This window comes from Alphaproteobacteria bacterium (genome assembly GCA_030740435.1).
Taxonomy (GTDB): Bacteria; Pseudomonadota; Alphaproteobacteria; order UBA2966; family UBA2966.
Genome location: JASLXG010000093.1, coordinates 1 through 19,089 on the forward strand (window position 1 = coordinate 1; position 19,089 = coordinate 19,089).

A 19,089-nucleotide genomic window follows, 5' to 3' on the forward strand; every position below is an offset into this window, starting at 1 on the left:
CGGGGGGGGGGGGGGGGGGGGGCCCCCCTCTGTGTCCCCCCCGGGCCGGGGGGGTGGTGGCCCCCGCCCCCACCCCCCCCCACCCCCGGGGGGGCCCCCCCCCCCCCGCCCGAAGGGTCGCCCCCAGCCGCGCGTCCGCTACGGAAAAGACTGAAGAACGTAGTCCCGCTACGATCTTCAGCCTTTTCCTTCCGGATCGCATCACCTGGGGGCGACGCAGGCCGTGACCCGGAGAGAAATGCGGGCTAGCGTGTGCCCGCCGCCTGGGACTTCGGCTTCGATGCCGCTCCGTCTCCGGCCGGCAGGAAAGATGCCGGGCGGGTAGGGATGGTTTTTGATGGTGACGTCTGCGAAGGATCTCCAAGACCCAGGATCCGCAGCGCCGCCTGAAATCAGCCAGCGTGACCGCCTCAGGGGCATGGTGCTGGTGGCCATCGCCTCCTTCGCCATCAGTTTCGGCGGCTTGATCAGCCGCTACATGGAAGACGCCGACGCCTGGCAGATCAATATCCACCGCTCGCTGTCCACCGCCGCCGTGGTGGCCGTGGTGTTCCTGCTGCGCTACCGGGGAGGCGCCGCCCGGCAATTCGTTCGTATCGGCTGGCCGGGCATCTTCGGCGCCGGCCTGCTGGCCATGGCCGGCATCGCCTTCATGCAGGCCCTGACCACGACCACGGTTGCCAATACCCTCTTTACCCTCAGCGCCATCCCCTTCGTCACGGCGGCGCTGGCCTGGGTCTTTTTGCGCGAAGGGCTGAGCCGCGTCACCGTCGTCACCATGATCGGGGCCGCGGCCGGCGTCGCCGTCATGCTGGCCGAGGGTGTGGGCGGTGGATCGCTCTACGGCAATGCCATGGCCCTGGTTACCACCTTCGGGTTTTCCGGCTATGCCGTGATCATCCGCCGCCACCGGCACATCGACATGCTGCCGGCCTACCTGCTGTCGGCCATCATGCTGTGTGCCGTCGCGCTTTTGGTCAGGATCGGCGACTGGTCCATTTCCTGGTGGGACCTGGGCTTGTGTTTCATCTGGGGCGGCCTGCTTTCCGGCATCGGAAATATTTTCTTTATCGCCGCCACCCGCTACCTGTTTGCGGCGGAAGTTACGCTCTTTATGTTGCTGGAGTTTGCCTTGGGGCCGGTTTGGGTGTGGTTGTTCGTCAACGAGACGCCGAGCACCTGGACCCTGGCCGGAGGCTCCCTGATCATGGCCGCCGTTTTCGCTCGAACTTTGTACCAGGTGCGGGTCTCGCGCCGCGTCGTGGTCAGGGGGCGATTGGCCGGACCGGTTTGACGGCGGGTTTGCTTATCGTCGTCGCCCGCTTGGCGCGGCGCGCCGCCATCCGCTACCATTGCCGCCATGAACGCCCCCCTTGCCATCGTCGGCGTCGGCGAAACGCCGCCGGCGCGGCGCTCCGAGAGCGATCTCCGTGGGCTGGTGCTCGAGGCCGTCAGTGCGGCGCTCGACGATGCCGGCCTGGCGCCGCACGACGTCGACGGATTGATCAGCGAATCCGGCATCATGCCCCAGACCGTGCCGCACCAGTGGCTGGCGGCGCAGTTGGGGGTGGATCTCGGCTTTCATGCCACGACGTCGCTGGGCGGCGCCGGCACGGTTTCGGCGCCGCTGCTGGCCGGGGCGGCGCTTGCGGCGGGGCTGGCGCATGTCGTGGTCTGCTACTTCGGCGTCGACTGGGGCAGCCAGGCCGGCGCCTATGCCTTTCATGACGTCTATCCGGCGAAGCGGGCTTTCGAGAAGCCCTACGGCTTCACCGGCCAGCCCACCTATTTCGCGCTCTGGGCCCAGCGCTACCGGCACCTTTACGGCCTGGCCGAGGACGACTTGGCACTGATTGCCCTGGCCCAGCGCCAGAACGCGCGGCGAAACGGCCGGGCCCAGGCCCGGGAGCCCATGACGCTGGAGGACTATCTGGCCAGCCGGCCCATCGCCGATCCGCTGCGCGCCGCCGATTGCTGCCTGCTCAGCGATGGCGCCGGGGCCTATGTCATGACCTCGACCGAGCGCGCCGGCGATTGCGCCAAGGCGCCGATCCAGGTGCTGGGCACGGGCTTTGCCTCGCCCGGCATCAGCGGCGACGACGTTTTCACCCAGTTGCCCGAGCCGCTCGAGATCCCCGGCGCCGCGGCGGCCGCCAAACAGGCCTTCCAGCGCGCCGGCATCGGCCCGGAGGATGTCGATTTCGCCGAGATCTACGACTGCTTCACCATTTCGGCGCTGCTGCAAATCGAGGATCTGGGCTTTTGCGCCAAGGGCGAGGCGGCGGCCTTCATTCGCGACCGCGGCATCACCAGCGACGGCGGCTTGCCCGTGAACACCCACGGCGGGCTTTTGTCCTACAGCTACTGCGTCGGCATCGAGCACGTCGTCGAGGCCGTGCGCCAGTTGCGCGGCGAGGCGGGAGCGCAGGTTAGCGAGGCCAAGATCGGGCTCGTTGGCGCGCTCGCCAGCCCCGATTACGGCGTCATGGTGCTGGGCAACTGAGGCCATGGCAGAGGAGATCCCCCGGGCGCCCGAGTTCGCGGGCTTCTTTGCCGGGCTGGGCCGGCGGAAGCTCGCCTTTCCCTGCTGCCGGGGTTGTGGGCGCTTCCATTGGTATCCCCTGAAGCACTGCCCCCACTGCCAGGGCGGCGACATCGCCTGGCAGGAGGTGGCCGGGCCCGGGGATCTTTATTCCTGGACCGTGGTGCGCTATGCCTTCGACCCCGGTTTTGCCCAGCGGCCGCCCTACATCGTGGCGCTGGTTGCCTTTGCCGAGGCGCCTGGGGTGCGGCTGGTTTCGAACCTGATCGAGGTCGAAGATCAGGAACTGCAAATCGGCCTGGCGCTCGAGCCCGTGTTTCCGGGTGACGATCGGGTACTGTTCCGGCCGGCCAACAACAGAGTGGAGAATCCGTCATGATCCTGGAAATCATCGGTATTCCCGGCTCCAACTTCGTGCGCACCGTGCGCCTGGTGGCCGAGGAAAAGGGCGTGGCCTATGAGCTCGAGCCTGCCCGGCCCCATTCCGACGAGGTCAAGGCCATCCATCCCCTGGGCCTGGTTCCGGTGATGCGCCACGAGGGGCTGGAGCTTTCCGAATCGCAAGCCATCGCGCGCTATATCGACCGCGCTTTCGCGGGCCCGGCCCTGGTGCCGGACGAGCCCCGTGCAGCGGCCCAGATCGATCGCTGGGTGGCCTATTGCGCCACTTCGGTGGATCAGTTGCTGATGCGCCAGTACGTCATCGAATACCTCTTCCACAAGGACGACGAAGGCAACGTCGTGCGCCACAGGATCGACAAGGCCGTCAAGCGCTTCGCGAAAATGTATGCCAGCCTGGAAGCGGGCGTGGCCGAAGGCTTTCTCGGCGGCCCCAGCCTTAGCCTGGCGGATTGCTTCGTCATGCCCATGCTGGTGGCAGCCAAAGGCTTCCCCGAGGGCGAGGCCGAGCTGGCCGCCAACCCGGCGCTGGCGGCCTATTTCGAGCGCTTCTGCGAACGCCCGAGCTTCGCTGCCACCAGGCCCTGAGGGTCCGGGGCGCTGATCCGGCCGAGCAGGTAAATCAGCGTAAATGAGCCGGCGCCGATGCCGAGAACGGCAAAGAAAAGTGTCTCGGTCCAGGCGAACCAAAGCGCCAGAGGCACCATCGCCAGGACGATTCCAAGCGCCATCACGATCGCCTCGCCGGGCCAGCCGGCCAAATACCTGCCTATTGTTGCCATGGGCTGAATATAGCGCATCCCTGACCCAGGCACAGCCGAGCCCAGTGCGGCGTTGCGGTGGCCGGGGCTTCCGGCTATGACAGCATCATGATCGACAAAGACCGCATCCGGGCCGAGCTCGGCCATGTCCTCACCGATGCCACCATCGCCGAGCTTCCCAACCACGTGGCGGGCAAGGTCCGCGACACCTATCGCCTGGCCGACGGCCGCATGATCCTGGTGGCCAGTGACCGCCAAAGCGCCTTCGACAAGAACCTGGCGGCGGTGCCCTTCAAGGGCCAGGTGCTGACCCAGACCTCGCGCTACTGGTTCGACGCCACGCGCGACATCTGCGCCAACCACGTCATCGAATATCCCGACCCCAATGTTTTGGTCTGCCAGCAGCTCGACATGCTGCCGGTGGAAATGGTGGTGCGCGACTACCTCACCGGATCGACCAATACCTCGATCTGGCCCATGTACCAGGGCGGCGCGCGCGAGATGTACGGCATCCGTTTTGCCGACGGCCTGGTCAAGAACCAGAAGCTGCCCGAGACCATCCTGACGCCGACCACCAAGGCCGCCCAGGGCGAACACGATGCCCCCGTGACGCCGGCCGAGATCGTGGCGGAGGGCTTGCTCGGCCAGGCGCGCTGGGACGAGCTGGCGGCACTTTCGCTGGCGATTTTCGCCCGCGGCCGCGAGTTGGCGGCGCGCCAGGGCCTGATCCTGGTCGATACCAAGTTCGAATTCGGCCTCGACGCAAACGGCAACGTCTGCCTGGCCGACGAGATCCTGACGCCTGATTCGAGCCGCTACTGGCTGGCCGAGAGCTACGCCGAGCGCCTGGCCGCGGGCCGCGACCCGGACGGCCTGGACAAGGAATTCCTGCGCCTTTGGGTGAACCAGCGCTGCGATCCCTACAAGGATCCCATCCCCGAGATACCGGCCGAGACCATCGTCGAGTTCAGCCAGCGCTACGTGCGGCTCTATGAGACCGTGACCGGCCAGGAGTTCAGCCCCGAGAAGAGCGACGGCTCGGTGCTGCAGCGCATCCGGCGCAATCTGGAGGCCTATTTCTAGGCGCACCCGGTATTTCCAATCGCCGGATATTTGCGCTAGCTTTGCCGCCAGTCCTGACGCCAGCGACGGGGAAACCATGAAGATCGAAATCGAATACTGCGTTCAGTGAAACTACAAACCGCAGGCCCTCCGTGCGAGGGAGCTCATCCAGCGGCAGCTTCCCGAGGCCGAGGTCGAGTTGATCGGTGGCGGCGCCGGCATGTTCGAGATCACCGTCGACAGCGCCCTGAAGTTCTCCAAAACGCAGGTTGGGCGCTTTCCCGAGGACGACGAGGTTCGGGCACTGGTGTCCTGACGACGTGACTTTCGAGATTATTTTGGCGGCCATTTCGGCCAGCGCCGAACGGCTGCCGGAACCCAGAAGGTCCAAAAGACGAAGCTTTTTGCCACCGACGTCGATCCCCGCCGGCTGGCCGGCTGCTTTGATTTCCGCCAACCAAGAAACTTAGGCGCGGCCTAGGGCCACGACAAGGAGAGCGCCATGGAAACGGTATTCGAGGCCTTTGCCGCCACCACCGACCGGAGCCCCGAGGCGCCGTTCTTCTGCGTGCCGGCGGCGGCCGGGCGCGATTATCTGCCGGGGGGCGGCGAATTCAGCTATCGGGAATTTTTCGACGCCGCCCTCGATCTCGCCCAGCGCTACCGGGCGGCCGGCTACGGCCACGGCCACCGGGCGGCGCTGCTGATGGAGAACCGGCCCGAGTTCTTCCAGCACTTCCTGGCCCTCAATGTCCTGGGCGTCTCGATCGTGCCGGTCAATCCCGACTACCGCCACGACGAGATGCTTTATCTTTTGGATCATTCCGAGGCCGAGATCGTGGTCTCGATCTCGAGCCGGGTGGGCGATCTCGAGTCCGTGGCGGCCGAGCGGGAGAAGCCCTTGCCGGTAGTCGATGCCGCAAGCCTGCCCCAGACGCTGCCGCCGCCGACCAGGCCGGCGCCTTTGGCGACCCAGCCCGGCCGGGCCACGGAATGCGCGCTGCTGTACACCTCGGGTACCACCGGCCGGCCCAAGGGCTGCATGCTCTCGAACCACTATTTCCTCAACGCCGGGGAATTTTACCTCGACGTGGGCGGCGTCGGCACGCTGGAACCCGGGGTCGAGCGCATCCTCAATCCCCTGCCGCTCTTCCACATGAATGCGCTGGCGGTAACGGCGACCGGGGTGATGCTCTCGGGTTGCTGTTTGATATCACCCGACCGCTTCCATCCCAAGAGCTGGTGGCAAGACGTCATCGCCACGCGGGCCACGGCGATCCACTATCTCGGCGTGGTGCCGCCGATGCTGCTCAACCTGCCGCCGGTGCCCGAAGATTCGGCGCATCAGGTCAAGGTGGGGTTCGGTGCCGGCGTCGATCCCGAACACCACCGGGCCTTCGAGGAACGCTTCGGCTTTCCCCTGATGGAGCTCTGGGGCATGACCGAGACGGGCCGGGTGTTCGCCGACATGGCCGAGCCCCGAGCGATCGGCACCCGCGCCTTCGGCCGTCCCATGAAGGGCTTCGAGGCCCGCGTCGTGGATGACGACGACAACGACGTGGCAACCGGCCAGGACGGCGAGCTCTTGGTGCGATTCCACGGCCCCGATCCGCGCGACGGATTTTTCTCAGGCTACCTCAAGAACGAGGACGCCACGGAGGAGGCCTGGCAGGGCGGCTGGTTCCATACCGGTGACGTGGTGCGCCAGGACGCCTCGGGCATGCTTTTTTTCGTCGATCGCAAGAAGAACATCATCCGCCGCTCCGGCGAAAACATCGCAGCGGCCGAGATCGAAGCCGTGTTGCAGGCCGACGAGGCGGTGGCCCAGGCCGCCGTCATCGCCGTGCCCGACGCGCTGCGCGAGGAAGAGGTCATGGCCTGCATTGTCGCCATGCCCGGCCAGGCCGCCGACGAAGCCCTGGCCAACCGGCTCTTCGACTGGTGCCACGGCCAGCTCGCCTACTTCAAGGCGCCGGGCTACGTGCTCTTTCGCGACAGCCTGCCGACCACCGGAACGCAAAAGGTGCAGAAGACGGAACTTTTCGCCGCCGACGAGGATCCCACCGCCCTGGAAGGCTGTTTCGACCTCAGGGAACGCAAGCGCAAAGGCAAGGGGTAATTCTAGCGGCGTTGTCCGGGGCCCCGACTTGCCGCATAGTTGGGCTGGCTTCGCGGCCACCTGGGGGAGGAGGGAACGCGCCATGAAGGATCACACGCTCGAGGTCGACAGCGCTGTCACGCCGACCGTCATCACCTACGCCGACAATTTCAATTGCTCCTGGGGCCTGGTCGACCGCCACCTCGAGGAGGGCCGCGGCGGCAAGGTTTTTTCGCGATCGGCCGAGGGCGAGCTGACGTATGGCGAACTGGCTGAGTGCCAAAACCGCTGCGGCAACGTTCTGCTCGGCCTCGGCCTCGAGCCCGGCGACCGGGTGCTGATGGTGGTGATGGACTGCTTCGAGTTCTTTTATCTTTTCTGCGGCGCCATCAAGGCCGGCATCGTGCCGGTGCCGCTCAACACCATGTGGAAGGCCAAGGACTACCAGTTCACTTTCGTGGATTCGGGCTGCAAGACGGTGGTCTATTCGGCCGCCTTCGCCACCGAGGTCGAGGCGGCGCTCGAGGCCATGGGCCGGGCCGACATGGGGCTGGCCATAGAAGGCGAGGGACGCTCGCTGACGACGCTGCTGGAGGCCGCGTCCAGCGATCTCGAACGTGCCCCGGCGACGGCCGAGGGCGATGCCTTCTGGCTTTATTCGTCCGGCAGTACCGGCAATCCCAAGGGCACCGTGCACCGCCAGCGCGACATGATCGCCTCGGCCCAGCATTACGCCCAGGACACCTTGGGCATGACCGGGGACGACGTCTGTTTTTCGGCGCCCAAGCTCTTTTTCGCCTATGGCCTGGGCTGCACCTTCTATTTCCCGGCCTGGAACGGCGGCGCCTCGGCCTTCTTCAGCGGCCCGCCGACACCGGCCGACATGTTCGACTGCATCGAACGCTTTCGACCCACCCTCTTCTTTGCCGTGCCGACGCTCTATGCCGCCATGCTGCACGCGCTGGCCGACGAGGAACGCGATTTGAGCTCGATCCGGGTCTGCGTCTCGGGCGGCGAGCCGTTGCCGGCCGACGTGCTCAGGCGCTGGCAGCAGAAGTTCGGCGTCGACATCCTCGACAGCATCGGCTCGACCGAGCTCGCCCACATCTTCATCGGCAACCGCCCGGGCGCGCCCAAACCCGGCTCCACCGGCCTCCCGGTACCGGGCTACGAGGCCAAGATCGTCGACGCCGAGGGCAATGAGCTGCCCCACGGCGAGGATGGCCGCCTGATCGTCAAGGGTCCCTCGACGGCGCCGCGCTACTGGAACAATCCCGAGAAGACCGCCGCCACCATGAAGGGCGAATGGCTCGACACCGGCGACACCTTCCGCCGCGACGACGAGGGCTACTTCTATTTCGCCGGGCGCTCCGACGACATGCTCAAGGTCGGCGGCATCTGGGTCTCGCCCTTCGAGATCGAGGACACCCTGGTCGATCACCCCAAGGTGCTGGAGGCGGCCGTGGTCGGCCGGGCCGATGACCAGGGCATGATCAAGCCGGAAGCCCACGTGGTGCTCAACGATCCGGGCGATGCCGGCGACCAGACCGCGGCCGAGTTGATGGCGCACTGCAAGCAGACCCTGGCCAAGTACAAGTACCCGCGCTGGATCAATTTCGCCGAGGACCTGCCCAAGACGGCCACGGGCAAGATCAGGCGTTTCGTGCTGCGTGGCTGAACATACCGGGAGGGACCGCAAACCGGGGGGAGAGGAAGGACGACCACATGAGAGACCACACGCTGACAATCGATAGCAGCGAAACGCCGACCGTCATCACCTACGCCGACAACTTCAATTGTTCCTGGATCCTGGTGGACCGTCATCTCGAGGAAGGCCGCGGCGACAAGGTGTTTTCGCGTTCGGCGGCCGGCGAGTTGACCTACAGCCAACTGGCCGAGCGCCAGAATCGCTGCGGCAACGTGCTGTTCGGGCTTGGCCTCGAACCCGGCGACCGCGTGCTGATGGTGGTTATGGATTGCTTCGAATTCTTCTACCTGTTCACCGGTGCCATCAAGACCGGCATCGTGCCGGTGCCGCTCAATACCATGTGGAAGGCCAAGGACTACCAATTCACCTTCGAGGATCCGGGCTGCAAGGCGGTGGTCTACAGCCAGGCCTTTGCAGCCGAAGTCGAGGCGGCGCTGGACGCCATGGGCGGAGCGACATGGGACTCGTGGTGGAAGGCGAGGGCAGGTCGCTGACGACCCTGTTGGCCGAAGCCCCCGTAGAGCTGGAGACAGCCCCCGGCAGCGCCGAGAGCGATGCTTTCTGGCTCTATTCCTCGGGCAGCACCGGCAACCCCAAGGGCACCGTGCACCGCCACCAGACCATGATCGCGCTGGGCCAGCACTATGCCGCCGACACGCTGGGCATGACCGAGGATGACCGGTGCTTTTCGGCGCCCAAGCTTTTCTTCGGCTATGGCCTGGGCTGTGGCTTCTACATGCCGGCCTACGTCGGCGCCGCCTCGACGCTGTTCGCCGGGCCGCCGACGCCGGCCGACATGTTCGACTGCGTGGAAAACTTTCGGCCGACGTTGTTTTTCGCCGTGCCCACGCTGTGCGCCACGATGCTGCATTCGCTGCGGGACGAAGAGCGCGACATGAGTTCGATCCGTTGTTGCGTCTCGGGCGGCGAGCCGCTGCCCATCGACGTGCTCAGGCGCTGGCAGCAGAAGTTCGACGTCGACATCCTCGACAGCATCGGTTCCACCGAATTCGCCCATATCTTCATCTGCAACCGCCCCGGTACACCCAAGCCCGGCTCCACCGGGCTGCCGGTGCCGGGCTACGAGGCCAAGGTGGTCGACGCCGAAGGCAATGAGCTGCCCCACGGCGAGGCCGGGCGACTGCTGGTCAAGGGTCCCTCGGCGGCGGCTCGCTATTGGAACAATCCGGAAAAGACGGCCGCGACAAGAACGGGCGCGTGGCTCGACACCGGCGATACCTTCAGCCGCGATGAAGACGGCTATTTCTATTTCGCCGGACGTTCGGACGACATGCTCAAGGTGGGCGGCATCTGGGTCTCGCCATTCGAGATCGAGGATACCCTGATCGAGCACGCCAAGGTGCTTGAGGCCGCCGTGGTCGGCCGGGCCGACGATCAGGGCATGATCAAGCCGGAAGCCTACGTCGTGCTCAACGATCCGGGCGATGCGGGCGACGAAACCTCGGCCGAACTGACGGCACACTGCAAGCAGGGCCTAGCCAAGTACAAGTACCCACGCTGGATCAACTTCGTCGAAGACCTACCCAAGACGGCGACCGGCAAGATCCAGCGCTTCGTGCTCAGGGCATAAAGCGCCCGCCGCATCGCTCAGTCGCTGTACTTGAAGCGCAGCGCGCGGGCCTCGGTGAAGCTGCCCTGGCCGTATTTGGACCAGCCGATGGCTGCCTTGCGGGCCTTGATGAAGCTTTGGTAGATGCGCCTCGAAAGCGCGTCGGTGGCGCCGAATTCCGCCACCACCTCGCCGGATACGCGGCCCATAGCCCGCAGCACCTCGTCGGGCAGGCGCCTCAGTTGCACGCCGTGACGATAGCTCAGTATTTCCAGCGCCGCCGCGTTCATGGTGTCGAATTCGGCCAGCGTGATGACGTTCTCGGCGGCGGTTGCGTTGGCGATGAGCTGGCGGCTGGCCTCATCGAGGCCATCCCAAAGCCCTTTGTTGAGGCCCAGCGCCAGGGCCGTGCCGGGCTCGTGGAAGCCCGGGTAGTAGTAGTTCCGCACCACCCGGTGGAAGCCGAACGCCAGGTCGTTCCAGGGCCCCAGCCACTCCGTGCCGTCGATCTTTCCGGCCTGCAACGCCGGGAAGATCTCACCGCCGGGCAGGCTCACGGCCTCGGCGCCGAGGCGCCGCAGCACCTCGCCGCCAAGCCCGGGAATGCGGAAGCGCAGGCCGTTCAGGTCCTCCAAGCCGGCGATCTCGCGGCCGAACCAGCCGCCCATCTGGGCTCCTGTGTTGCCGGCCAGCAGGGATTTGATGTTATGGCCGGCGGCCAATTCGTCCCACAGCGCCTGGCCGCCGTGCCAGTAGATCCAGGCGTTCATCTCGGCCGCCGTTAGGCCGAAGGGGACGGCGGCAAAGAAGGCGTAGGCCGGCGACTGGCCGACCCAATAGTGCTCGTGGGCGTGGTACATGTCGATCTCGCCACGCGAGACGGCGGCGAAGCTATCGAAAGGCGCCAGTTTTTCGCCGGCACCAAAGACGCGGATCCGCAGGGCACCGTCGCTGGCCGCCGTTATGCGGCGCGCCAGCCGCTCGGCCGAGGTGCCCAGGCCGGGGAAGTTCCTGGGCCAGGTGGTGACCATGGTCAACTCGCGCCGGCCCTGGGCCAGGGCTGGAGCGGTCCGCGAAACTGCTGCCCCGGCCGCCGCTGCGACGCCGCCGCCCACCGCTGCCTTGAGCATCTGGCGCCGTTTCATGGCTCTTTTCCCCTCCGTGGACGGGTTCAGCGTTGCTCCCAGCCCTCGCGGCCCAACACCTCGAGGGGGGCAAAGCGGATCTTGTAAGCCATTTTCGGGCTTTCGGCGATCCAGTAGCCGAGATAGACGAAGGGCAGCCCCAGAGAACGAGCCCAGTCGATGTGCCACAGGATGATGGCCGAACCCGGGCTCTTGTCGTTGCGCTCGGGCGCGAAGAAACTGTAAACCAGCGATAGGCCGTCCGTCATCAGATCGGTGAGGCAGCCACCTTGCAACTCGCCGGCGCTATCGCGGTACTCGATCAGGCGGGTGACGATGGGCGTATCCTCGACCATGGAGCGGTACTCGGCATAGTTCATGTCGGCCATGCCGCCATCGTCGTGGCGCCACGTCAGGTAGCGGCGAAAGAGGGCAAACTGTTCCTGCGTGGCGACCGGTGGCCGAGACTCGGCCACCAGGTCGGCATTGCACCTGGTGACCCGCCGCATCCAGCGCCGCGGCTGGAACTCGAGCGAGCGCACGCGGATCGCGACACAAGACGCGCAGCCGTCGCACAGGGGCTTGTAGACGATGTTCTGGCTGCGCCGGAAGCCGGCCGTCGCCAGGGCGTCGTGCAGGTCGGCCGCTTCGTTGCCGCCCAGTTCGGTAAACACCTTGCGCTCCAGCCGGTCGTCGAGGTAGGGGCACGACGTTCGCGGCGTCGCGAAGAACCTCCGAGGTCCGCTGTCGAGGGCTGGCTTCATGGTTGGGCCGTTGTCTCCAGGCGAATTGGCGGGCCGCCAGTCGGCCCCTTACCAATAGCTAGCGCGAAACCGTCGGTGCGGCAAGGTTGCACCGCCGGGGCGCTCATCCCGCGACTTCGAGCATCTTTTGGCGAAGCGCATCTGGAATCCGCTTGGGCTTGCGCCCCACGGGATCGACCATGACCATGACGCACTCTGCGGTAGCGGCACACTGACCCGCTTCGAACAGCCCCTGGTTGAGCGTCAGTGAGCTGTTGCCCAGCCGCGTCAATTTGGTGGCGATGTCGACCTCGCCGGGATAGAAGAGCTCGCTCCTGAGCTCGAAGGTCAGGCGCACCGCCAGGACCGGTTCGTGCGCGGCCCGGCCGCGGCCCCGGGCGTCGGCGAAAAAGTTCACCCTGCCGGTTTCGAAAAAGGTGGCGAAGGCGGTGTTGTTGACGTGCCCGCCGGCGTCGAGGTCGGCAAAGCGGATGATGTCGCGGCACCAGTGGCGATAGCTCCGCGGATCGCTGAAATCGACGGCCACCTCGGCCTGGACGGCCTGGGAGGGCTGGCTGGAATCGTTCATGGCGCCACTATGCGCAGCCCGACGCCGCTTGCCAAGCGCGCCTAGTCAGGCTCTGGCATCAGGCGCACCACGATCAGGCCGCTGAGTAAATCGTGCAGTGTGCGGCCGCGGTCGTTGAAAAGCGCCAACAGCAGCACCAGCGAGCTGGTGGCGCCGACTGTGACGTAGAAGACCACGGTCTGAATGGCGGCGTGGGCGAAGTCGGGGTTTTGGCCCTCCAGCGTACGCACCCGCAGCCCCCACAGCCGCATGCCCGGCGTGGCCGACCAGGGGCCGCCGATGGTCAAGCTGTGGTAGGCCAAAGGCACCACGGCGAGCGCCAGCGCCGTCAGCGGCACCGTCAGCCCGAAGGTGATGAGGCCAATGATCGAGGCGGCCGCCGCCAGGGCCCACCAGATAATGCCGAGAAGGATCAGGTCGACGATGTAGGCGGCCATGCGGCGCACCACGATGCCGGCGAACAGCGGGGCGCGAAACTCGGCTTCGCGGCCGCCGCTCAGGCTGTGCCCGAGGCCGCTCCAAAAGGAGTTTCCCCGGTTCGAGCTCTCTCGGCGGCCGTCGAGCGTGGCCTCGATGCCGCCGGGGCCCAAGCTGATGGGGCCCGGCCGTGCTGCCTTGCCGGGATGATCCGGTGAGCTCTCCAAATGCCTCCCTCCCTGCCGTTTTGCCCGCCCTGTCAGCCATAGGTGGGGTCGAACGAGGCCTGGCGCTATCTCTTTTTTTGCAGCTCCGGCGGCAGCACCGGCACTTCGCGCAGCAGCACGATACTGATGCGTCGGTTGTGGGCGGCAAAGGGGTCTTCCGGCGACAGTGGGTCCATGTCGGCGTTGCCGATGACCTTGACTACGCGATCGAGCTCGATCCCGGCGCCGATCAGGGCGCGTCGGCTGGCGTTGGCGCGGTCGGTCGAGAGCTCCCAGTTGGTGTAGCCGCGGCGGTCGAAGGGCGAGGCGTCGGTGTGGCCGGCGATGGAGATCGAGTTGGGCAGTTTCTGGATCACCTTGGCGATCTGTTCCAGCACCCTCTTGGTCGTCGCCGCCATCTCGGCGCTGCCGCTCTTGAACATCGAGCCGCCCTCCTGGTCGACGATTTGGATGCGCATGCCTTCGTCGGTCATGTCGATCTTGATGTTCTCCTGGAACTCTTGCATCTCCGGCGTCTGTTCCATGGCCATATCGAGCTTGAGCTGGGCGTCCTCGAAGGCATCCTGCTCCAACTGCGCCTTGTATTCCTCGAGCTGCGAATCCGTCGCCTTGCCCTCGGCCGGCGGCTCGAACGAAGGCGGCGCCAGTTCGACCACCACGGTGGGGGCGGTGTCGGAGCTCTTGGCACCTTCATCGGAAATCGTCCGGCCGCCGCCGACGCCGCCGGCGCCACTGCGCGACAGACTGGCGATGGTGGGCTGGAAATAGTCGGCGATGCCGCTCTTTTGCTCATCGGTGGTGACGTTAAGCAGCCAGAGCAGCAGGAAGAAGGCCATCATGGCGGTGACGAAGTCGGCGTAGGCCACTTTCCAGGCGCCGCCGTGGTGGGCCCCCGCCGGTGATCTTCTTGACCTTCTTGATGATGGGCGGGCCGGGGCCCGAAGATCCTTCTGCCATGGCGTTCTATCCTGCCGCCGGTGCTTCCTGCACCGCATCCTCGAGTTCGATAAAGGTCGGCCGGACGTGGCTGAACAGGGTCTTGCGTGCGAACTCGATGGACACGGCGGGCGCGTAGCCGCTCATGTGGGCCAGCAGTCCCGCCTTGATGCACTCGAAATACTTGCTGTCGGCATCGTCGTAGTGACCCAGCGAAACCCCGATGGGGCCAACCAGGCCGTAGGCAAAGAGGATACCGAGAAAAGTTCCCACCAGGGCGCCGCCGATCAACGTACCCAACACCTCGGGCGGCTCCGTAATGCTGCCCATGGTGACGATGACACCCAGCACCGCGGCGACGATGCCGAAGGCGGGCAGGCCGTCCGACATCAAGGTGACGGCGTGGGCGATGGTGTGGGCTTCCTTGTGGTGGGTCTCGATGTCGACATCGAGTAGGGTCTCGACTTCGTTGGGGTTATCGGTGCCCATGGTCATCAGGCGCAGGTAGTCGCAGAGAAACTCCACGGCATGGTGGTTGCCGAGGAAGATCGGGTAGGGCTGAAAGAGCGGGCTGTCATCCGGCGTCTCGAGGTGGGGCTCCAGCGCCAACATGCCCTTCGACTTGATCAGGCGGAAGATGGTGTAGAGCATGGTCAGCAGTTCGAGATAGCTGTCGCGATCGTGCGGTAGCCCCTTGAGCACCCGCGAAAAGTGGCGGGCCACGCCGCCCAGGATGGGTTTGGGATTGGAAATGATGAAGGCGCCGGTCGCGGCACCGAGGATGATCAACACCTCGAGCGGCTGAATCAGCACGCCGATGCTGCCGTGCGGCAGGTAGCCGCCCATCACCGAGCCGACAACGATGGCAAAACCGACGATGAAAAACATTTACCGCTCGGGCTCCCGTTCTTGCGAATACCCGATCCGTGGGTGTTGCTTCATCTGGGGTCTGGCTCCCGCTTCAGACACCGCCAGCCCATTGAGAAAGCCCCGAACGGCGCCGCACCGTGCAGCCCCGAGCGAACGCCATGGACCCTGCGTCAGGCGAAAAAAGAATCGTCTTTTCGCTGACTTTTCAAGGTTCTAACCCGTCTTCGGGAGATCATCAATGGACGACTGGCCTCGGCCGGCAAAAAATATGGCGCCATGGCCCGGCGGGCGGCGGGTGCCGAGTGGCCCTATTTGGGCGCCAACACCAGGGTTCCCAAGGCCCCGGCCTCGATCTCGCGGCGCTGCATGGTCATGGCGATGAATTCGCCGTCGCGCCAGGGCGCGGCGAAGTCGGCGTAGTGGGGCGACAACAGGTTGCCCGACTGGCCGCTGGTGTGGATGTAAAGCGAGCGGTCGGGCTGCGAGAGGTCGTAGATGGCCCGCAACGAAGGGCCGTGATAGTTGTCATAGGGCGCTTGGGCGTTATTGATGCGGAAGCGGGCCGCGTTGACGGCATAGCTGCCGCCGGAATTGGCCAGGCGAATGTCGAAAAGATCGCCCAAGAACGGCTGCTTGCTGAAGGGCCGGTGCTCGGAATGGGCCTGGTGGGCCTGGCCCCAGCGCCAGGCCGTGGGATCGTCGCCGAAATCCTCGGCCAGCACGGCCACGGCCTGTTCCAAGGCGCTGGCGATGAGCTCGGAGCAGCCCTCTCTTGGTGTCGTGGCGACGTTGTCGCACCAGTGCCGCTGGGTGCTCAGCACGTTATTCATGAACAGCGGCCGCTGGCCCCAATAGTCCTTGAACAGCGTGCCCAACTCGTCGGCCATCACCAGCCGCGTCAGTTCGCGGTACCAGGCGCTGAAGAGCAACGGCTCGGGGCGGTCGCGGGCCATGGCGCCGTCCCACGATGCCATCATCGTCTTGACCGCCTCGGCCACCTTGGCCTGGGCCAGCGCCGGCCGCATCAGCACCAGGAAGTCGCGCGCCATCAGCGAGGTCTCGTCCATCTGCAAGCGCCGAAAGCTGGCGATCGAGTGTTTGCCGCCGGCCGCCAGCAAATCCTCGATGCGCCGGGCCCGGTAGGGCGGCGCCCATTCGCGCGTAATAAAGTGGCGATAGCCCGGCGGCACGATCTTGTGGTTGGCGGTGGCGACGTGGCCGCGGGCCGGATTGAAGGCCTGGGGCAGTTCCTCGAAGGGCACGAAGCCCTGCCAGTCGTATTTGGCCTGCCAGCCCGGCACCGGCATCATGCCGCCGACCTCGTTCTGGGGGCTGCGCAGCGGCACGCGGGCGGGGGCGTAGTAGCCGATGTTGCCGTCTGTGTCGGCGTAGACGATGTTCTGCTGCGGCACCTGGAAGTGGCGCAGCGCGGCCACGAACTCGGGCCAGTTTTGGGCCCGGTTCATGCCCATCAGCGCCTGGGCCGTGGTGTCATTTGGCTCTAGCGCGGTCCAGGCCATGGCCAGCACGAAGGGGCCGGAAGCGATCTCGGCGGCCTGCTTGGAGACGTCCGAAATCACCGGCCCGTGCCGCGTCAGGCGCACCTCCAGCATCACCGGCTCGGCGTCCTTGACTTTGATCACCTCGCGCCGCACCTCGAAGGGCCGGGGGCCGTCGGGCGTGAGGTAGGCGTTTGCGTTCCGGGGGTCGAGCTTTTCGATGAACAGGTCCTGGACATCGGGCCCGGTGTTGGTGAAGCCCCAGGCGATGTGTGCGTTGCGGCCCAGCACGACGGCCGGAATGCCGGGCAGCGTGGCGCCGATGACCTTGAGGCCGGGAGCCTCGAGGTGGGCGAAATACCACACCGAGGGCGCTGTCAGGCCGAGATGGGGGTCGTTGGCCAGCAGCGGCTTGCCGCTTTGCGTGCGGCTGCCGGCCACCACCCAGTTGTTGGAGCCGTTGGCGCGCTCGGGCCCGGGCGGCAGCGCGGCCCAGAGACGTTCCAGCGGCAGCTTGCGATATAGCGCCGCCAGGTCGGGCAGCGCCACCGGCGCCTGGCCGGGGTAGGGCGGGTAGAGCTCGCTGATCTGCCGGGCCGTCAGCTTGCCCTTGGTGGCGAGCCGTGAGCGCAACAGCTCGCCCCGCCAGTTGGCCCCCAAATCCCAGGCCATCATCTTGGCCCAGACCAGCGAATCGGCCGGCCGCCAGGGCTCCGGCGTGTGGCCCAGGATGAGGAACTCGGGCGGTAACGGGCCCGATCTTGTTTCCAGGAAGGCGTTGACGCCGGCGGCATAGGCCTCGAGCTGGGCCTGGGTGGTGATGTCGAGCCCGGCCACGGCGGCCTCGGCGAAGTGATAGACGCTGAGGGTGCGCAGGAAGCGATCGACGCCGAGGCCGGCCGCACCCACCACCTCCGAGAGCCGGCCGGCGCCGATGCGGCGGCTCATCTCCATCTGCCAGAGCCGGTCCTGGGCATGGACGTAACCCAGCCCGAAGGCGGCGTCGGCGCTGCTGGCGGCATAGATGTGAGGCACGGCGTGGCGGTCGCGGACGATCTCGACGGGGCCTTCGAGGCCGGCCACCGCGACCTCGCCCGAAAGCGACGGCAGCGAGCCCCGCAGCCACAAATAGCCGCCGCCCAGCGCTACCACGATCAGGGCGACAAACACGATCAGGCCGCGCCACAACCACCCCATGTTTTCTCTCCACCAAACCAACCGACCCTTACCGGCGCGTCATGAAAGCAGATTGCCCAACCGATTGAAACCACCGCCACCGGCAAAAAAAAGGGATCGGAGTGAAAAAGGGGTCGGAGTGGGGTTTCGTGAAAAAGGGGTCGGAGTGGGTTTTCGAAAACCGGGGTCGGAGTGGGTTTAGAGCCGGTTTCGCTGAAGTCGACTTCGGTTGGGCTTGTCAGACCGGAACGGCGACAGTCTCCGGCGGTCTGGATGCGGGGCTCCGGCGGGGTCGGCCTTTCGGGCGGGGGGGTAAGGAGCGACCTACGACCAACTCGACGTACCGGCGGAAATTTCGCTTGGCCGCCACCGAGCCCCGTAAGGTGGCCTCGCGCAACACCGCTATCGCCGCGTCGGCCGAGGTGTCACCAAGGAACTGCCGGTAGGCCCGTTGGCGCTCGTGCGGTTGCGATCCCAGCTCCTCGTAAAGCGCATGATCGCTGATCAGGGGATCGCTCGCACCCTGCAGTCCAACTCCGACCCCAGTTTAAGCCCACTCCGACCCCAGTTTAGTTTAAGCCGTTGTGACCGCGCTCTACGATACGCAGCGGTTGCCCGGGCTAAGGCAACGGTGTGCTCTATACGCTGATCTTCGATGCCAACGAGCGCCAGATCGGCAATCCGAAGCCGATATTCCCGGGCCAGGTTTTGACGGCGCCGCGGCAAACCACGAATTAGGGTTTACCAGTTGGATCCGGGCCGTTCGGATCAATTATGTACCACTGCGTCGTCGCTCTCGCCGCCGTCGCCGTGCAGGTCGAGGCCGAATTCGAGGTATGGTTTGATCTTGAGAAGGCGGGTGGCGATGCTGCCCAACAGCGTCGAGCCATTGAGCGGCAGCGGCAGGGCGAAGTCGCTGCGAAACAGCAGGGACTGCCGGGGCCCGGTGACGAAATCGCCGTCGGCCAGGCGGCCACTGAGCTTGAGCAGCGTCATGGTGCGCAGGCGGTCGGCGCGGGATTCGGCGCTGTAGGGGATGTAGCCGAGCTCGGCGAACATGCGGATGCGGGCGCCCTCGTCGGTTTCCTGGGCCCGGCAGGCAAACATGATGCCCAGCCAGCGGAAGGTGAAGTCGGCGGGTAGGGGCAGAGCCTGGGCCTTCTCGCTGGCCCGGGCCAGGAAGTCCTTCATCTCGACCGGCCCCTCGGGCAAGTTCAGTGCCGCTGCCGCCTCGCCCGAAAGGAAATGGGTCTCCGCTTGGTTCATGTTGGGAATTTGCCTCCCCCCACCTATCTAGTCCGGCATGCCCCGGATGGCTCACGAAATCGGCCACAATGGTAGCGGAACGGGTCACAACTCGGAACCATA

At 66.0% G+C, this 19,089-nt stretch carries 17 protein-coding genes and 2 pseudogenes; 10 read left to right on the top strand and 9 right to left on the bottom strand.

What is annotated here, in order from left to right; translation table 11 throughout:
* Positions 1–337 precede the first annotated feature (337 nt).
* The 4 genes from QGG75_10665 (at position 338) to QGG75_10680 (ending at position 3,529) form a co-directional block, all read left to right on the top strand.
* Positions 338–1,294 (top strand): DMT family transporter, encoded by a 957-nt coding sequence (locus QGG75_10665; GenBank protein ID MDP6067696.1) that lies wholly within the window; start codon positions 338–340, stop codon positions 1,292–1,294.
* 66 nt (positions 1,295–1,360) lie between these two features.
* Positions 1,361–2,503, top strand: a complete 1,143-nt coding sequence (locus QGG75_10670) for a thiolase family protein (GenBank protein MDP6067697.1) — start codon at positions 1,361–1,363, stop codon at positions 2,501–2,503.
* A 4-nt stretch (positions 2,504–2,507) separates the two neighbouring features.
* Entirely contained in the window at positions 2,508–2,921 is a 414-nt protein-coding gene (locus tag QGG75_10675; protein MDP6067698.1) for an OB-fold domain-containing protein, read from the top strand.
* Positions 2,918–3,529 (top strand): glutathione S-transferase family protein, encoded by a 612-nt coding sequence (locus tag QGG75_10680; protein ID MDP6067699.1) that lies wholly within the window; start codon positions 2,918–2,920, stop codon positions 3,527–3,529. The genes QGG75_10675 and QGG75_10680 overlap by 4 nt, the downstream gene beginning before the upstream one ends.
* Here QGG75_10680 and QGG75_10685 read toward each other — a convergent pair.
* On the bottom strand, positions 3,478–3,849 hold the full coding sequence (locus QGG75_10685) for a hypothetical protein (protein ID MDP6067700.1): 372 nt from the start codon (positions 3,847–3,849) through the stop codon (positions 3,478–3,480). The two genes, QGG75_10680 and QGG75_10685, sit on opposite strands and share 52 nt — an antisense overlap.
* On the opposite strand from QGG75_10685, the gene QGG75_10690 reads away from it, so the two are divergent.
* The 6 genes and pseudogenes from QGG75_10690 to QGG75_10715 all read left to right on the top strand — a co-directional run bounded on the left by QGG75_10690 (position 3,811) and on the right by QGG75_10715 (position 10,161).
* Positions 3,811–4,785, top strand: coding sequence for a phosphoribosylaminoimidazolesuccinocarboxamide synthase (locus QGG75_10690; GenBank protein MDP6067701.1), 975 nt, complete (start codon positions 3,811–3,813; stop codon positions 4,783–4,785). The genes QGG75_10685 and QGG75_10690 overlap by 39 nt on opposite strands.
* A gap of 127 nt (positions 4,786–4,912) precedes the next feature.
* A pseudogene (locus QGG75_10695) lies at positions 4,913–5,080 on the top strand (Rdx family protein).
* 186 nt (positions 5,081–5,266) lie between these two features.
* Positions 5,267–6,883 (top strand): AMP-binding protein, encoded by a 1,617-nt coding sequence (locus tag QGG75_10700; GenBank protein ID MDP6067702.1) that lies wholly within the window; start codon positions 5,267–5,269, stop codon positions 6,881–6,883.
* A gap of 82 nt (positions 6,884–6,965) precedes the next feature.
* Positions 6,966–8,540, top strand: a complete 1,575-nt coding sequence (locus tag QGG75_10705) for a benzoate-CoA ligase family protein (protein MDP6067703.1) — start codon at positions 6,966–6,968, stop codon at positions 8,538–8,540.
* 47 nt (positions 8,541–8,587) lie between these two features.
* Positions 8,588–9,064: an AMP-binding protein gene (locus QGG75_10710; GenBank protein ID MDP6067704.1), complete on the top strand. Its 477-nt coding sequence runs from the start codon at positions 8,588–8,590 to the stop codon at positions 9,062–9,064.
* Entirely contained in the window at positions 9,028–10,161 is a 1,134-nt protein-coding gene (locus QGG75_10715; GenBank protein ID MDP6067705.1) for a benzoate-CoA ligase family protein, read from the top strand. Before QGG75_10710 ends, QGG75_10715 begins: the two co-directional genes overlap by 37 nt.
* 17 nt (positions 10,162–10,178) lie before the next feature.
* Here the strand turns inward: QGG75_10715 and QGG75_10720 are convergent, their stop codons facing one another.
* The 8 genes and pseudogenes from QGG75_10720 to QGG75_10755 form a co-directional block, all read right to left on the bottom strand.
* Entirely contained in the window at positions 10,179–11,285 is a 1,107-nt protein-coding gene (locus tag QGG75_10720) for a TRAP transporter substrate-binding protein (protein MDP6067706.1), read from the bottom strand.
* Positions 11,286–11,311: 26 nt separating this feature from the next.
* Positions 11,312–12,028 carry an arginyltransferase gene (locus QGG75_10725; GenBank protein ID MDP6067707.1) on the bottom strand — a complete coding sequence of 239 codons (717 nt, stop codon included), beginning with the start codon at positions 12,026–12,028 and terminating at the stop codon, positions 11,312–11,314.
* A 103-nt stretch (positions 12,029–12,131) separates the two neighbouring features.
* Positions 12,132–12,596 (bottom strand): thioesterase family protein, encoded by a 465-nt coding sequence (locus tag QGG75_10730; protein MDP6067708.1) that lies wholly within the window; start codon positions 12,594–12,596, stop codon positions 12,132–12,134.
* Positions 12,597–12,637: 41 nt separating this feature from the next.
* Entirely contained in the window at positions 12,638–13,240 is a 603-nt protein-coding gene (locus QGG75_10735) for an RDD family protein (protein MDP6067709.1), read from the bottom strand.
* Between the two features lie 65 nt (positions 13,241–13,305).
* Positions 13,306–14,197: pseudogene (motB, locus tag QGG75_10740) on the bottom strand (flagellar motor protein MotB).
* A 6-nt stretch (positions 14,198–14,203) separates the two neighbouring features.
* Positions 14,204–15,064, bottom strand: coding sequence for a flagellar motor stator protein MotA (motA, locus tag QGG75_10745; GenBank protein MDP6067710.1), 861 nt, complete (start codon positions 15,062–15,064; stop codon positions 14,204–14,206).
* Between the two features lie 290 nt (positions 15,065–15,354).
* Positions 15,355–17,742: a penicillin acylase family protein gene (locus QGG75_10750; protein ID MDP6067711.1), complete on the bottom strand. Its 2,388-nt coding sequence runs from the start codon at positions 17,740–17,742 to the stop codon at positions 15,355–15,357.
* Between the two features lie 747 nt (positions 17,743–18,489).
* Positions 18,490–18,987 carry a hypothetical protein gene (locus tag QGG75_10755; GenBank protein ID MDP6067712.1) on the bottom strand — a complete coding sequence of 166 codons (498 nt, stop codon included), beginning with the start codon at positions 18,985–18,987 and terminating at the stop codon, positions 18,490–18,492.
* Positions 18,988–19,089 lie beyond the last annotated feature (102 nt).